At 70.7% G+C, this 14,520-nt stretch carries 10 protein-coding genes; 3 read left to right on the top strand and 7 right to left on the bottom strand.

The window, feature by feature from the left end; translation table 11 throughout:
* Window positions 1-34: 34 nt before the first annotated feature.
* Window positions 35-223, top strand: coding sequence for a hypothetical protein (locus PC39_RS12215; RefSeq protein ID WP_353253674.1), 189 nt, complete (start codon window positions 35-37; stop codon window positions 221-223).
* Between the two features lie 1,080 nt (window positions 224-1,303).
* Here PC39_RS12215 and PC39_RS12210 read toward each other — a convergent pair.
* Window positions 1,304-4,012: a bifunctional acetate--CoA ligase family protein/GNAT family N-acetyltransferase gene (locus PC39_RS12210; protein ID WP_353253673.1), complete on the bottom strand. Its 2,709-nt coding sequence runs from the start codon at window positions 4,010-4,012 to the stop codon at window positions 1,304-1,306.
* A gap of 22 nt (window positions 4,013-4,034) precedes the next feature.
* On the opposite strand from PC39_RS12210, the gene PC39_RS12205 reads away from it, so the two are divergent.
* Complete coding sequence (locus tag PC39_RS12205; protein WP_353253735.1) at window positions 4,035-4,955, top strand: histone deacetylase family protein; 921 nt, start codon at window positions 4,035-4,037, stop codon at window positions 4,953-4,955.
* Window positions 4,956-5,243: 288 nt separating this feature from the next.
* On the opposite strand, the gene PC39_RS12200 is transcribed toward PC39_RS12205, so the two are convergent.
* The 6 genes from PC39_RS12200 to PC39_RS12175 all read right to left on the bottom strand — a co-directional run bounded on the left by PC39_RS12200 (window position 5,244) and on the right by PC39_RS12175 (window position 11,738).
* Window positions 5,244-6,026 (bottom strand): SDR family NAD(P)-dependent oxidoreductase, encoded by a 783-nt coding sequence (locus tag PC39_RS12200; RefSeq protein ID WP_353253672.1) that lies wholly within the window; start codon window positions 6,024-6,026, stop codon window positions 5,244-5,246.
* Window positions 6,027-6,114: 88 nt separating this feature from the next.
* Window positions 6,115-6,663 carry a DUF2459 domain-containing protein gene (locus tag PC39_RS12195; protein WP_353253671.1) on the bottom strand — a complete coding sequence of 183 codons (549 nt, stop codon included), beginning with the start codon at window positions 6,661-6,663 and terminating at the stop codon, window positions 6,115-6,117.
* A gap of 115 nt (window positions 6,664-6,778) precedes the next feature.
* Entirely contained in the window at window positions 6,779-7,993 is a 1,215-nt protein-coding gene (locus PC39_RS12190; protein WP_353253670.1) for a GGDEF domain-containing protein, read from the bottom strand.
* 228 nt (window positions 7,994-8,221) lie between these two features.
* The gene (locus PC39_RS12185) at window positions 8,222-8,815 is read right to left on the bottom strand and encodes a PqiC family protein (protein ID WP_353253669.1); all 594 of its coding nucleotides are present in this window, start codon (window positions 8,813-8,815) and stop codon (window positions 8,222-8,224) included.
* Window positions 8,812-10,437 carry an intermembrane transport protein PqiB gene (pqiB, locus tag PC39_RS12180; protein WP_353253668.1) on the bottom strand — a complete coding sequence of 542 codons (1,626 nt, stop codon included), beginning with the start codon at window positions 10,435-10,437 and terminating at the stop codon, window positions 8,812-8,814. Before pqiB ends, PC39_RS12185 begins: the two co-directional genes overlap by 4 nt.
* Window positions 10,434-11,738 carry a PqiA/YebS family transporter subunit gene (locus PC39_RS12175; protein WP_353253667.1) on the bottom strand — a complete coding sequence of 435 codons (1,305 nt, stop codon included), beginning with the start codon at window positions 11,736-11,738 and terminating at the stop codon, window positions 10,434-10,436. Before PC39_RS12175 ends, pqiB begins: the two co-directional genes overlap by 4 nt.
* A 128-nt stretch (window positions 11,739-11,866) precedes the next feature.
* Here PC39_RS12175 and PC39_RS12170 point away from each other — a divergent pair, with 128 nt between their 5' ends.
* The gene (locus PC39_RS12170; RefSeq protein WP_353253666.1) at window positions 11,867-14,515 is read left to right on the top strand and encodes a mechanosensitive ion channel domain-containing protein; all 2,649 of its coding nucleotides are present in this window, start codon (window positions 11,867-11,869) and stop codon (window positions 14,513-14,515) included.
* Window positions 14,516-14,520 lie beyond the last annotated feature (5 nt).

Below are 14,520 nucleotides of genomic sequence, written 5' to 3'. Positions count from 1 at the left end.
TTAGATTGATCGGTCTCACGAGGAGGCCGATGCCATGCGACGACAGGACGACGACAAAAGCCCGGGCGTGCTCCCGGCCTGGGCCGCCTGGCTCGTGGTGCTCGCCCTGGTCGCGCTGCTGGGGCTGCTGGCGGCGGCGCCGCCGGACCCGCCGTGCGCGCCGCCGGGCATCTCGCTGTTGGGACCCGGTGAGTGCGGCGCCCGGCATTTCCGGGCGCTTTAGAAAGGTTTGCGGCGCCGCTGCACCCAGTATCCAGGCCGTAGGCCGGGATAAGCGAAGCGTTCCCGGCATCCCCGGCATTCGCCGCAAACGGGCCCGACGGCCCTTGTTCCAACCCAATCCCGTCGCAGAGCACGACGGCGGACAGCGCCTTGGTATACGGCCAGCCAGAACATTAACCACAGAGGGGCACAGAGGAAAATGACTGTCATCCCGGCAGCCGCAAAGAAGCCTGCCCCGGACACGATCACGGTTTTCAAGCGAAAAAGACGGATAGCCCGTTAAGGTTCGTTGCCAACCCGGCAGCTCGAGCGCCGGGGCGCTTCGCGGTCGGTGCCGTGCCGGGCCAGGGTATTTGTTTATCCACAGATTACGCCGATTAACACAGATTGGCCGGGACTGCTCTTTAATCTGCGTACATCGGCGTCATCTGTGGATTATTTCTTCCGGGAACCGCCCGCCAAGGTCCGTTGCCAACCCGGCAATTCGGTCGCCGGGGCGCTGCGCGGTCGACGCCGTGCCGAGTGAAGGCATTTGTTTTATCCGCAGATGGACGCCGATTAACGCAGATTGGTTAGGGCTGTTCTTTAATCCGCGTATATCTGCGTCATCTGCGGATTATTTCTTTCGGGAACCGCCCGCCAAGGTCCGTTGCCAACCCGGCAATTCGGTCGCCGGGGCGCTGCGCGGTCGACGCCGTGCCGAGTGAAGGCATTTGTTTTATCCGCAGATGGACGCCGATTAACGCAGATTGGTTAGGGCTGTTCTTTAATCCGCGTATATCTGCGTCATCTGCGGATTATTTCTTTCGGGAACCGCCCGCCAAGGTCCGCTACCAACCCGGCAGTTCGATCGCCGGGGCGCTGCGCGGTCGACGCCGTGCCGAGTGAAGGCATTTGTTTTATCCGCAGATGGACGCCGATTAACGCAGATTGGTTAGGGCTGTTCTTTAATCTGCGTACATCGGCGTAATCTGTGGATTCCTTCTTCCGGCAAACGGCCAGCAAGAACCTCTGCGCGCCTCCGTGCGCCTCTGTGGTTTCATGTCCCGTCAAGCAAAGCCCGGGGCTGGCCGGCGGGACACTAACCCGAGTCCGTCGCGGACGACCCCGTGACGGACGCGGGTTGGTCTAGCGTCTTCTCCAGCAGGTACACCTCCGGATCCCTGGGGTCCGGCCGGACCTCGAAGCCGAGTTGCCTGGCCAGGCGCTGCATGGCGGCGTTCTCGCGCAGGGTGACCCCCTCCATGCGCTCGAAACCGCGTTCCGCGGCCAACCGGATGATCCGGCGCATCAGCTCGCCGCCCAGCCCCCGGCCCTGCCACTCGTCGGCCACCACGACGGCGAACTCGCAGGAACGTTCATCCGGGTTGGCGGCATAGCGCGCCACGCCGACCTCGATATCCCCGAGCACCGCCACCAGCGCCAGTTCGCGGTCGTAGTCGATCTGGGTGAAACGGGCCATCATCTCCGGCGTCAGGTCCCGGATCACCGACATGAAACGCATCAGCCGGGAACGCTCCGACAGCCGCTGCGTGAACTCGCGTTCCAGCCTGGCGTCCTCGGGGCGGATGGGCCGGATATGCACGCGGCTGCCGTCGCGCGCGATCCAATCGTCGGCGAGGCGCGCGGGGTAGGGATGGATCGCCATGTGGCCGTAGCGCGCCGGTCGCGGCGGATCGGGGCGCAGACGCACGCGCGCGTCCACCGCCAGGGCCCCCTGCTCGTCCAGCATCAGCGGATTGATCACTAGCGAGCGCACCCAGGGCAGCTCGCAGACCAGCTCCGAGACCCGCAGCAACACCGACTCCAGGGCCGCCAGGTTGGCGGGCGGCAGGTTGTGGAAGGCCTCCAGCATGCGCGCGACGCGGGTGGAGCGGATCAGCCGGCGCGCCAGGAAGGCGTTGAGCGGCGGCAGGGCCAGGGCGCGGTCGCCGAGCGCGTCCGCCATGAGCCCGCCCAGGCCGAAGGCGATGACGGGCCCGAACGCCGGATCGGGCACCACCTCCAGCAGCAGTTCGCGGCCGAAGCGGCGCGACCACATCTCCTCCACGATCACGCCGTCCACCCGGGCGTCCGGAGCGGCCGCCGCCACCGCGTTACGGATATCGCGCACGGCCGCGCGCAGTGCCTCCGGGCCGGTGACATTGAGCTGGACGCCGCCGACGCCGGTCTTGCTGCCGATATCCGGCGAACTGATCTTGACCGCCACCGGATAGCCCAGCCGCTGCGCGGCCGCCAGGGCGGCGTCGGTGTCGGTGGCCAGCACGCTCTCCGAGACCGGGACGTGGAAGGCCTGCAGCAATCGCTTCGAGGCGATGGCGTCGAGCACCGTGCGCGTCTGGGCGAGACAACCGCGGACCAGCTCGGTGGCGGCATCGATGTCCGGCTGCGGCTGGTCGGTCAGCGGCTCCGGGGTCTGCAGCGACAGTTGCCGGTTGCGGTGGTGCGCGGCCATGAAGCTGAAACCGGCGACCGCGGCCTCGGGCGTCTTGTAGGTCGGGAGACCGGCGTCCCGCAGCCGCTCGCGCGCCGCCGCCACCCGCGCCCCGCCCATCCAGCAGGTGAGCAGGGGCTTGCGGGCGGCGCGGGCGCGCGTGATCGCGGCATCCGCGGTGGCGTCCGGGTCGGTCAGGTACTGCGGCGTCAGCAGGGCGAGCACGGCATCGGTCCCGGTGTCGGCGAGCGTGACCTCCAGGGCCCGGTCGAAGCGCGCGGCATCGGCATCGCCGAGCAGGTCCAGCGGGTTGCCCACATCGGCCATCGCCGGCAGGAACCCGCGCAGGTCGGCCCGGGTCGCCTCGTCCCAGTCGGCGAGCGGGTAACCGCGGTCGGACAGGGTATCGGTCGCCATCAGCCCGGGGCCGCGGCCGTTGGCCAGTACGCCCAAGCGGTCGCCCTTCGGCCGCAGCCGCGACGACAGCGCCATCGCGGACGCGAACAGTTGCGGGAAGCTGCGCACCCGGACCGCGCCGGTCCGGGCCACGGCGGCGTCGAAGACATCGTCCGCCGCTACCGGTTGCCCGCCCGGCGGCGCCGGCGGCGCGGCCGTGTCCAGCGAGCGGCCGGCCTTCATCACGATCACCGGCTTGATCCGCGCCGCCGCGCGCAGGCTGCTCATGAAGCGGCGGGCGTCGCGGACATTCTCCAGGTACAGGAGGATGCTGTCGGTGCGGCCGTCCGTGATCAGGAAATCCAGAATCTCGCCCGGATCGATATCGTCGTCCGGCCCCGCCGAGATCACCGCGGAGAAACCGACGTCGTTCTCCGCCGCCCAGTCGAGTATCCCCGTGGCCAGGGCGCGGGACTGCGTGATCAGGGCCATGCGGCCCGGTGCCGCGGCCGGCGCCAGCGAGGCGTTGAGATGCAGGGCCGGCCGCTGGAGGCCGAGGCAGCGCGGCCCCAGGAACCGGGTCCCGGCGGCGCGGGCAGCGGCGAGCGCCTCGCCCACGGCGCGGCCGCCCGGCTCGCCGGCCCGCCGGTAGGCCCAGGACAGGATCACGGCGTGCCGGATACCGTTCTCGGCGCCGTCGGCGACGATGGCCGGCAGGCTGCCGGCGCCGGTGACCACGATGGCGAGATCGATCGGCCCGTCGGCCTCCGCCGCCGACCCGAGGGCGCGGTCGCCGCCGACCGTGGCGCTATTGGGATTGATCGGATACAGGCGGCCCTCGAAGCCGCCCGCCTTGAGGTTGGCGTACAACTCGCGTCCCGCGGAGCCGGGCCGGTCACTGGCCCCGTACACCGCGATCGAGCGCGGGTTGAACAGGCGATGCAGGTAATGCTCGGCCATGCCGCAATGCTATCGTGACAACATGACCTGTGCGTACTACAGCCATCCCGACTGCGCCCGCCACGACACCGGCCCCCGACACCCGGAGCGCCCCGAGCGCACCCGCGCCATCCATGACCGGTTCACGGCGGACGGCCTGCTCGACTGGCTGGACCAGCGCGCGCCGGTCCCGCTGACCCTGGAAGACGTGTGCCGCGTGCATCGGCCGGATTACGTCAGCAAGCTGGCTCGCAGCATCCCCGCCGAGGGGCTCGCCACGCTCGACCCCGATACCGTTGTCGGCCCGCACAGCCTGGACACGGCCCTACTGGCCGCCGGCGCCGCCGTGCAGGCAATGGATGCCGTCTGCGGCGACGGCGGCGTCAAGCGGGCCTTCTGCAACATGCGTCCGCCCGGCCACCATGCCGAGCCCGACCGCGCCATGGGCTTCTGCCTGTTCGGCAACGCCGCCCTGGCGGCCTACCGCGCGATCGAGGCCCACGGCGCGGCGCGGGTCGCGATCCTGGACTTCGATGTCCACCACGGCAACGGTACCGAGGCCATCGTCGCCGGCGACCGGCGCATCCTGTACGCCTCCACCTTCCAGTACCCGTTGTTCCCCTTCCCGGACCTCGCCGGCCGGCCCGACCACATCGTGAAGACGCCGCTGTCCGCCGGCACCGACGGCACCGGCTTCCGCGAGGCCGTCGAGCGCGACTGGTTGCCCGCCCTGGCCAGCTTCCGGCCCGAGGCGGTGGTGTTCTCGGCGGGCTTCGACGCCCACCGCGCCGACCCCCTCGCCCAGCTCGCCCTGGACGAGACCGATTTCGGCTGGGTCACCTCCACGGTGCTCGACGCCCTGCCCGCCGGCGTGCCCGTGGTCTCGGTCCTGGAAGGCGGCTACGATCTCCAAGCCCTGGCCCACGGCGCCGCCGCCCACGTGCGGGCATTGGCCGGTTTATAGGAAAACCTGTAAAAAATCCGCTGATGAACGCAGATTGACGCAGATTCGTGGAAACGCGAGTCGGGATACCCACGAACCGACGACAAGGCGGCTACCGTTATCCGAAGATGACGTTGGCGCCCGGCAAGATCGAGGCAGATACGAGCAGCCCGGTCCACGAACAACCCTGTATTACGCACACCCCTCGTCGCGCCTCGGCTCTCACGCGGTTTGATCTGCGTCCATCTGCGTCATCTGCGGATAGAAAAATAAAAAAATCCGCGTAATCTGTGGATTACGGCCTTCCACCTAATTCCGCATCGCCCAGTGCGCGATCGCCGTGGACAGCACCCGCGGGTTGAGGCGATGCGACTGGCAGGCCAGCTTGTTCAGCCAGCCGGGCACCACGCTGCCGCGCCGCGCCAGCAGGGCGTCGATGCCGATGCGGGCGACATCGGCGCTTTCCATCATCGTCAGCTTGTGGAACCAAGTTTTCTCCTGGCCCGACACCGCCAGGAACTCGGTGGCGGTCACACCCGGCGAGACCACGGTGCAGGATACGCCGGTGCCGCGCAGTTCGTGGTCCAGGGCATAGCCGTAGGAGAGCACGAACGACTTGGCCGCGGCATAGCTGGCGTAGCCCGGCGACGGCTGGTACGCGCCGGTGGAGGCCACCTGGAGCACGGCCCCGAAGCCGCGCGCCGTCATGTCGCGGGCGAACAGCTTCGACATCCGCACCAGGTTCACGATATCGAGCTGCAGCATGGCGTTCTCGCGCTCCCAGTCGATATCGAGCGCGTCGCCGAACACCCCGAAGCCGGCGTTGTTGATCAACAGGTCCACCCCGGTGCCCCGCTCCGCCAGCATCGCGTGCAGCCGCGCGGGCGCGTCCGCCTCGCCCAGGTCCAGGGCGAGGGGCGTGGCGACCACGCCGTGGTCGCGCCGGATCTCGTCGGCGACCATCTCCAGGCGTTCCTCGCGGCGCGCCACCAGCACCACGTGGGCGCCGCGGTGCGCGAGCTCGCGCGCGAAATCCACGCCCAGGCCGCTGGACGCCCCCGTCACGAGCGCCGTGCGTCCGGATATATCCATTCTCGCCATGATTCCCACCCCCGTGGCGTTGTAGTTCGTGTCATCCCGCCGTCCGCCGGCGGCTTCGACAGTGTCCGCCGCCCGCCGCTCAGGCGCCACCCCCGTCCGGACAACCGAGCCCGCGGAGCTGCGCCATCAGGCCATCGGCGGTCAGCGTCCAGCGCGCCGTGACGGGGGCACCGGCGCGCGCCAGCGCCCGGGCCACCCAGGTATTGCAGGTATGCAGGAGATGGAAGCGTCCCTCGGCCGCGAAGAAGCCGCCGTCACCGTAGAGCGGCGGGCCGAGCCGCCGGGGCCCGCCGCCGGCATCGCGGGCGAACGCCCCCGCGACGAACGCCAGCAGCTCGCGGTAGCCCTCGCGCGTCACGGGTACCGTCGCGATCCCGCCGGCGGGGAAGAACGACGCGACATCCGCCGGAACGGTCACCAGGTGCAGCACCGCGGGCGTCGGCCACAATGCCGCCCGCAGCGCGAGACCGGCACCCGGGTCGTCGGCACGGTAATAGGCGGCATCGCCCCACCCGATCTCGACGTTCTCCGCCGGCGGCAGGTATTCGGCGAGACCGGACACGGTCGCCACCAGGTCGGATCGTGGCAGGATCAGCCCGACATGCCGGCCGTGGTCGATCACGGTCACGGACCGCGCGCCGGGACAGTCGCGGGCGGCGCCCGCCGGCGGCGAAGGCGCGCAGCCGGCGGCGCACAGGGCCAGCAGGCCCGCCGCGACCCGGCGGAACAGGGCGGCGGGGAAGTCAGGCCGCGGCGACCACCCGGTTGCGGCCGCCGCGCTTGGCGCGGTACATGGCATCGTCGGCAAGCGCGATCAGGCTGTCCAGGTCGGGCACGTCCCCGCGGGGCGCGGTGGCCGCACCGATGCTCGCCGACAAACGCGGCGAATCACCGTCGCCCATCGGCAGCGCCGCCACCCGGGCGCGCAGATTCTCGGCCGCCCGCATCGCCTCGCGCGGCCCCCGGCCCGGTAGCAGCACCAGGAATTCCTCGCCGCCGAAGCGGGCGGCGATGTCCCCGGCATCGCCGACCAGGCCCCGGATCACGTCGGCGATGCGTCGCAGGCACTCGTCGCCGGCGGCGTGCCCATAGCGGTCGTTGTACTCCTTGAAATGATCCACGTCGATCATCAACGCGCTCAATGAGCTCCGGGTCTCGCGCGCGGCGCGCAGCAACGCCTCGCCGCGCAGGAACAACAGATGCCGGCTGGCCAGCCCGGTGAGCTGATCACGGTCGGCCAACCTCCGGAACTCGCGCTCGCGCAGCCAGGCCGCGCGCTGCCAGCTCTCGATCTGCCAGCCGCCCACGAGCGACATCGCCACGCTGCCCACGATCACCAACCCGTCAGACACCATCACCGGCGGCGGGTAATCCAGCGACAGGGTGAGGCTCGCGTGCCAGGCGAGCACGAACAAGGCGGCCGGCAATGCCTGGCGCAGCAGCATGCCGCTCAGCAGGAGCGTGAACACCGGATTCAGGAGGATCAAGGTGTGCGGCAGCCCCGGCGCGCCCTCGTGTTCACCGGCCGTCAACAGCGCCATCGACACGCCCGCGCCGTTGACGGCGACGATATAGGGCGCCAACGCGAACAGGAGCCGGCCGCTGCGGGCACTGAACGCCAGCACGGCGTACAGCGTCACCATGGGCAGACCGAGTCCGTACATGCCCAGGGCCGGCCATGGCTCGATCAGGTGGTTTCCGAGCAGACTCCGGTCCGCGAATATCGCCGCCCAGTGGAGTACGAAGGCGGCCACGATGGTGAAGCGCGCCAGCGCGATACCGCGCCGGCGGTAATCGGCGACGAACTCCCGCTCCACGCGCCGCTGGAAGCGCAACAGGCCCGATGTCCGGCGATGGACCCGGCGCACGCTCGAGGTGCGGGTGGTGTCGTCCACGGTCAGGCCGTGCCTCCGGCCACGATAGGCGGCGATGATGCCGGTCGCGGGCCGTGTATCCATGGCGTGCGGGCGCTCGGCGACATATCGGGCACTTCCTGGTCGACCTCCCGGCCGGGGCGGACCGGGGCACCGTCACGCCCCCGGCAGGCGAATACTGACACCATGCGAGTGGGGATATCCATCATTGTCTCGGCACCGAAGGCTCGATGCCGCTGCCCGTGCGCGCCACGACGCCCGTGGGCGCGGTCATCGGACCGCCGCCGTCGCCCGCGGCGATCCCGCGACCGGTCAGCCATCACGGCCCACATCGGCAATCCCGGCCGCGATCCCGGCGGCCACGTCTCCCCAGGCCTCGGACAGGGCCCGCACCAGGGCCGGGTAGCCATCCTCGCGCAGGGGGACATCCACCCGGAAACGGCGCCCGACCAGCAGCGCGCCGTCCGGCCCGTGCAGGCGCCACTCGCCGGCCACGCGGGCGACACCGTCGAACCGGCCCTGGAAACTGTCCACCACGACGGCGAGACGGTGCACGCCGGGACCCGGCCCGGACACCGGCACCACGCCGGCCGGATCCGCCGCAAGCGCATCACGCAGCCCGCGCCGCAGTTGCGCGGCCAGCGGATTCGCCCAGCGGTGTTGCGCGGCCGCGTGCACGCGGCCCGGCCCCACCTGATAGACGATGCCGGAACCCGCGAGATAGTCCGCCAGGCGGATACCCTGCACATGCACCGCCACGCGCGTCTCCGGCGCCGGCAACGGGCCCGGCTCGGGCTCGGGCAGCATCAGCAGATAACGCTCGGGCGGCGGCACCGACGCGGCGCAGGCGGCGAGCAGCAGGCACGGACCGAGGCCCGCGACGACGGCGGCGAGGCGTCGGATCATGGCGCGGCCCTCGGGGTCGGGTCGTCCTCGGCGTCGCGGCCGAAGATCAGGGCGTCAGGCCGTTCCCGCAGGGTCTCAGCCAGCGGCTGCAGGTCCTCCAGCACGCGATTGAGGCGCTGCAGGGAACGCTCCAGGCTCTCGTAGACGGGCTCGCCGCGCTGGTAGGCGTCCAGGGTACGGCGCATCTCCTCGAGCGCGGCGCGCAACTGGCCCGGCAGCCGGCGGGTCTCGTCGTCCTCCAACAGGGTGTTGAGGTTCGCCATCAGGCCCCGGGTCTCGTCGAGCGTGCCGCGCAGGTCGGTGACCAGCGGCTGTATCTCCAGGTCGTTGAGCTTGTCCACCAGCCGCGACACCTTCTGTTCGATACCGACGAAACCACCGCTGCGGCTCGGGAACACCGGGTAGTCGCCGATGCGCTCCGGCCCCTCGGACGGTCCCGCGTCGGTGAACTTCAGGTCCACGAACATGGCCCCGGTGAGCAGGTTGGCGAGCTTGATGTTGGCGCGCAGCCCGCGATCGAACAGGTCGTCCAGGCGCCGGCGCCAGTCCGCGACCGTGCGCTCGGACCACATGGGCGCCAGCCGCTGCGGCTCGAAGGTGATCCGTACCGGTATCCGGAAGTCCTCGTTCAGCGTGGACTCGAAATCCTCGCTGAAGAACGGCACATCCGCCACGGTGCCCACCCGCATGCCGCGGTATTCGACCGAGGCGCCGGGATACAGGTCGCGCACCGATTCCTCGAACAGCACGACATAGTCGATGCGCTCGTCGAAACGGTCCTGCTGGGCCGCATCGCGCGAGACGTGCAGCCGGAAGTCGGCGCCGGACTCGACCCGCTCGCCGGGCACGATGCCCTCCAGCACCCCGAAGCTGACGCCGCCGGCCAGGATCGCCTCCAGCGAGCCGGCACGCACGCGCACCCCCTCGGAGCTGACCCGGAACTCGATGCCGGAACGCCCCCAGAACTGGGTGTTCTCGGTGATCAACTCGTCGTAGGGCGACTCGATGAACACCCGGTAACGCATGCGCATGGCCGCCGGCTCGAAGCTGGCGGCCTCGATCTTGCCGACGGTCTGCCCCTGGTAGACCACGGGATCGCCGACGTTCAGGGAATTGTCCCCCTGGCTGAGCAGGTCGATGGTGATGCCGGGCACGCCGGGCTGGGTCACCGGCGGCTGCGCCAGCACCTGGAAACGCCGGGCGGGCTCGGAGGCATCCCCCGGCCGCATCTGGATGTAGGCGCCGGAGAGGATGGTATCCAGGCCGCTCACGCCGCGGCGACCGACGCGCGGCTTGACCACCCAGAACTTGCTGTCCGCGACCAGCAGCGGCTCGGTATCCGGGTCCATCTGAACCTCGGCGATGGCACCGGCGTAGTCGTCGGACAGGCGCAGCGCCTGCACCGTGCCCACCGGCACGTTGCGCACCTTCACCGCTGTCTGGCCGGCCTCCAGACCCTCGGCGTCCTCGAGTTGCAGGACGATCTCCGGCCCGCGGGACAACAGGCTTTGGTAGACCAGCCACGCCCCGACCAGGGCCGCCCCCAGCGGGATCAGCCAGACCGGCGAGATCCGCAGCCGCCGCGGCGGCCGGCGGCGGGCGTTCTCCAGATCCGCGCTCATGCCGGCACCCTCCGTCGCCGGCCGTCGTCCGGCTCCCAGATCAAACGGGCGTCGAAGGTCATGGCCGCGATCATGGTCAGGATCACCACCGCGGCGAAGGCCGCCGCGGCCGGCCCGGGATGCACGGACACGATATGGCCGGACCGCACCAGGGCGGCCAACACCGCGACCACGAACACATCGATCATGGACCAGCGGCCGATGACCTCGGTGAGCCGGTACAGCCGCATGTTGGTGCGCCGGCCGCGCGGCCGGTGCGACCGCGCGCACAGGCACAGCCACGCCAGGGCGGCGATCTTGCCGATGGGCACCACGATACTGGCGGTGAAGATCACCGCCGCGATCGGCCAGGAACCGCTGTCCACCAATTGCAGGACACCGCCGACGATGGTCGAGGGCCGGCTGTCGCCGAGCCAGTCGGTACGCATGATGGGATAGACGTTGGCCGGCACGTACAGGATGGCGGCCGCCAGGAGCAGGGCCCAGGTGGCCTCGATTCGGTCGAACCCGACGCCGGCGTGGCGCCGGCCGCATTGCGGACAACGCCCGTCCGCGGGCGCCGGGTGCTCGCAGGAGGCACAGGCGCGCAGCCCCTGGGCCGCGGCCGGGCGGCCCGCCGTCAGCGTGCGCGGCAGGCCGCCGCCCTCGCCGAAGCGCTCCCAGAAACGGCGATGCTCGAACAGCGTCAGGGTCTGCAGGAACAGCACGGCATAAATCCCGAACGCGAGAAAGGACGGCCCCAGGCGGATCTCGGCCAGCGACACGATCTTGACCAGGCTCACCAGGACCCCGACCAGGAACACGTCGCTCATCAGCCAGGGCCGGATCGGCTGCAGGGCGTGCCCCAGCAGGCGCGCCCCCGGCAGCGGCCGGTCCAGGGCCAACCCCGCACTCAGGTAGAGCGCGATCGAAAGATACAGCGCGGGCAGCACCACGGTGGTGGCGGCGACCAGCGCCCCGAGGAACACGTAGCGGTAGTCGAACAACGCCGCCGCGGTGTCGAGCAGGACGATGTCGCGGTCGGCGCCGCGCGTCTCGAAACCGAGGAAATCGAACGGCAGGGCCATCGCCAGCAGTATCAGGCAGGCCACGCTCAGCGCGATCTCGGCCTGGTGACCGCCGCGCCGCGCGGTCGCCACGCGGCGTTCGCAGCGGGGACAGTGCGCCGACTCCCCCGGCGCGAGATCGGGCAGACGCATGACCCAGTCGCAGGCGGGGCACACCGCCAACCGCCCGCGTCCCGCCGCGGTCGTCGGCGACGGCCCTGCGGCGCCGCCGCTTGTCCGTTCGCTGGCCTGCATCGTCGATCCGGTGGCGGATGGGTCCCCACGAGTATACTGGTCCGGTGGCCGCCGGCGTCGACAGGGGGCCACCGCTGCCGACGATACCGGCACTATCCGGCTACCCGAACCAAGGAACCGATCGCCGCATGAACCCGACGACCCTGGGCTCACGACCGCTGTCCGATTCCCGCGTCCCGCGCCGGTGCCGGACCGGCCTGCTGCTGGCCGCGCTGGTCGTCTGGACGGCGACGGGCGCCGCCCGGGAACCGGTCGCCGTCCTCGACGAGCCGCCGCCGGCGCCCGCCGAGATCGAGCTCGTCGAGCCGGCCCAATCCGGTGCCGGCATCCGCGCGGAAACGGCCGCCTTGGAAACGGCGCTGGCGGAACGGCGACGCGCCGTGGCCGAGCTGCGCCGGCGCCTGGATGAGCTCAACAAGCGGCTGACACGCCTGACGTCCGAATACGAGGGGCTGCGGCAACGCCTGGGCACCGCCGGCCTGGACCTCTCGGGCGAGTTCGCGTCGCTGCTGCGCCGCCGGCTCGACCGCCTCCAGAGCCAGCATTTCGACGCCGATCTGCTCGCGTCGGTGCAGTCTCAGATCGAGGCCGCCCGCATCGAGCAGTTCCGGCTGGAAGAGTTGGCCGCGGGCCTGTCCCAGGCCGAGGACGGCGCCGACCGCCGCGCCGAGTTGATCGCCGAGCTCGGGGACGCGGTGGACGAGTACATCGGCCTGCTGAACGACTACTTCCGGGTCAGCCGGGCCATGCGCGAACGCATCGGCGACTACCAGGCCCTGCTCCGCGAGCGGCTGTTCTGGCTGCCCAGCGCGCCGACCGCGGACCGCGACACGGCGATGGACGTGTTGCGCTCCTGGGGCTGGCTGGCGAACCCCGGCCAATGGCGAACGACCGCGGCCGCACTGCCCGGCTCCATGCGCGCCAACGCCGGGTCGTTGCTGTTGTTGAGCCTGCTGCTCGCGGGCCTGCTTGCGAGCCGGGGCTGGTTCCGGCGCCGGCTCACGGACAGCGCCGCGGATATCGGGCGGGTCGAGCGCGACCGCTTCACCGCGACACTCGCCGCCCTGGGCTGCACGGTCGTGCTGTCCCTGCCCTGGCCCGTGGCCCTGATCCTGGCGGATCGGACCCTTGCCGGAACCGACGGCTTCGGACGCGCGCTGGGCGCGGGGCTGGGAGACGCGGCCTTCGTGTTCCTGCTGCTGTCGTTCCTGTTCAATCTCGCGCGCCGGGACGGCCTGGCGGCACGTCATTTCCGCTGGGGCGAGCGCGTGCTGCGCGCGATCCGCCTGGACGCGCCGAGCCTGTTGCTGATCCTGGCACCGGCCACGGTGCTCACGGCGTTGACCGAGGCGCCGGTCGGCGAGCAGTACCGGGACAGCCTGGGGCGCGCCACCTTCGCCGTGGCCTCGATCGCCCTCGCCTGGTTCGCCCATGCCATCCTGCGTGCGGTGGAGCGCGAGGCCGGCGACCGGATCGCCGCGTGGCTGCGCGGCCTGCGAGTCGTCGCGGTCGCGCTGCCGGTGGCGCTGACGGCCTTCGCGCTGTACGGCTACCACTACACGGCGGTGCAGCTCGAATCCACGCTGTTTCTGACCGCCTGCTGGCTGGTGGCCGTGATCATCCTGCACCACCTGGCGCTGCGGGCCCTGGCGATACGCGAACGCCGCCTCGCCCTGGCGCGGCGGCGCGAGCAACGCGAGACCGAGCGAACCATGAGCGCTTCCCGCGAGGCGGCCGAATCCGCCGGCGAGGGCATGCCCGCGACCGTGGACGAGCCCGGCATGGACCTGCAGGCGATCAACACCCAGACCCAGACCCTGCTGCGGCTGCTGGTGGGCGTGGTCGCCGTGGCCGGCCTGCTCGCGCTCTGGTCGGACGTGATTCCGGCCCTGGGCATCCTGGACGGGGTCACCCTGTGGCGGGTGGCGCCGGCGATCGAGGGGGCGGAACCAGTGGCGGTGTCCCTGCAGGACCTGCTGCTCGCGCTGGCGGTGGGCGCGCTCACGGTACTGGCCGCGCGCAACCTGCCGGGCATGCTCGAGGTCGCGCTCCTGAGCCGCCTGCGGCTGGGGCCCGGCGGCAGCTACGCGGCGACCACCCTGGGCACCTACGCCATCGTGATCGTCGGCACCATCGTCGCCCTGGGGCTGATCGGGGCGCAGTGGTCCAAGCTACAGTGGCTGGTCGCGGCCCTCGGCGTGGGACTGGGCTTCGGCCTCCAGGAGATCGTGGCCAACTTCGTCTCCGGCATCATCCTCCTGTTCGAACGGCCGATCCGGGTCGGCGACACGGTCACGGTGGGCGACAAGACCGGCACGGTCACCCGCATCCGCATCCGCGCCACGACCCTGACGGACTGGGACCGCAAGGAGCAGATCGTCCCCAACAAGACCTTCGTCACCCAGGAGCTGACCAACTGGACCCTGTCCGACGCCATCACCCGCGTGATCATCCGGGTGGGCGTCGCCTACGCCTCCGACATCGACCAGGTCCACCGTGTGCTCACCGACGTGGTCGAACGCAACACCAAGATCGCCGGCGATCCGCCGCCGGCGGTATTCTGCGTCAACTTCGGCGACAGCAGCATCGACTTCGAGGTGCGCATCTTCGTGCGCCGGATGCTCGACATCATGCCGCTGTCGCACGAAATCCGCTCCGAGATCGCGCGTGCGTTCCGCGAACACGGCATCGAGATCCCGTTCCCGCAGCGCGACATCCACGTGCGCACCATGATCGGGGCGGTGACTCCTATGACCCGCGGCGAAGACGACGACTGAAACGG

This window comes from Salinisphaera sp. PC39, assembly GCF_040361335.1.
In the GTDB taxonomy this organism is placed as follows: Bacteria; Pseudomonadota; Gammaproteobacteria; order Nevskiales; family Salinisphaeraceae; genus APNM01.
The sequence above is the reverse complement of the archived record's forward strand: the minus strand, read 5'-3'. Positions and strand labels throughout refer to the sequence as shown.

What these genes read in the sequence shown, in the direction of transcription:
- PC39_RS12215 (WP_353253674.1), top strand. Translation starts at nt 35, where the DNA reads ATGCGACGACAGGACGACGACAAAAGCCCGGGCGTGCTCCCGGCCTGG.
- PC39_RS12210 (WP_353253673.1), bottom strand. Translation starts at nt 4,012, where the DNA reads ATGGCCGAGCATTACCTGCATCGCCTGTTCAACCCGCGCTCGATCGCG.
- PC39_RS12205 (WP_353253735.1), top strand. Translation starts at nt 4,035, where the DNA reads ATGACCTGTGCGTACTACAGCCATCCCGACTGCGCCCGCCACGACACC.
- PC39_RS12200 (WP_353253672.1), bottom strand. Translation starts at nt 6,026, where the DNA reads ATGGATATATCCGGACGCACGGCGCTCGTGACGGGGGCGTCCAGCGGC.
- PC39_RS12190 (WP_353253670.1), bottom strand. Translation starts at nt 7,993, where the DNA reads ATGGATACACGGCCCGCGACCGGCATCATCGCCGCCTATCGTGGCCGG.
- PC39_RS12185 (WP_353253669.1), bottom strand. Translation starts at nt 8,815, where the DNA reads ATGATCCGACGCCTCGCCGCCGTCGTCGCGGGCCTCGGTCCGTGCCTG.
- pqiB (WP_353253668.1), bottom strand. Translation starts at nt 10,437, where the DNA reads ATGAGCGCGGATCTGGAGAACGCCCGCCGCCGGCCGCCGCGGCGGCTG.
- PC39_RS12175 (WP_353253667.1), bottom strand. Translation starts at nt 11,738, where the DNA reads ATGCAGGCCAGCGAACGGACAAGCGGCGGCGCCGCAGGGCCGTCGCCG.
- PC39_RS12170 (WP_353253666.1), top strand. Translation starts at nt 11,867, where the DNA reads ATGAACCCGACGACCCTGGGCTCACGACCGCTGTCCGATTCCCGCGTC.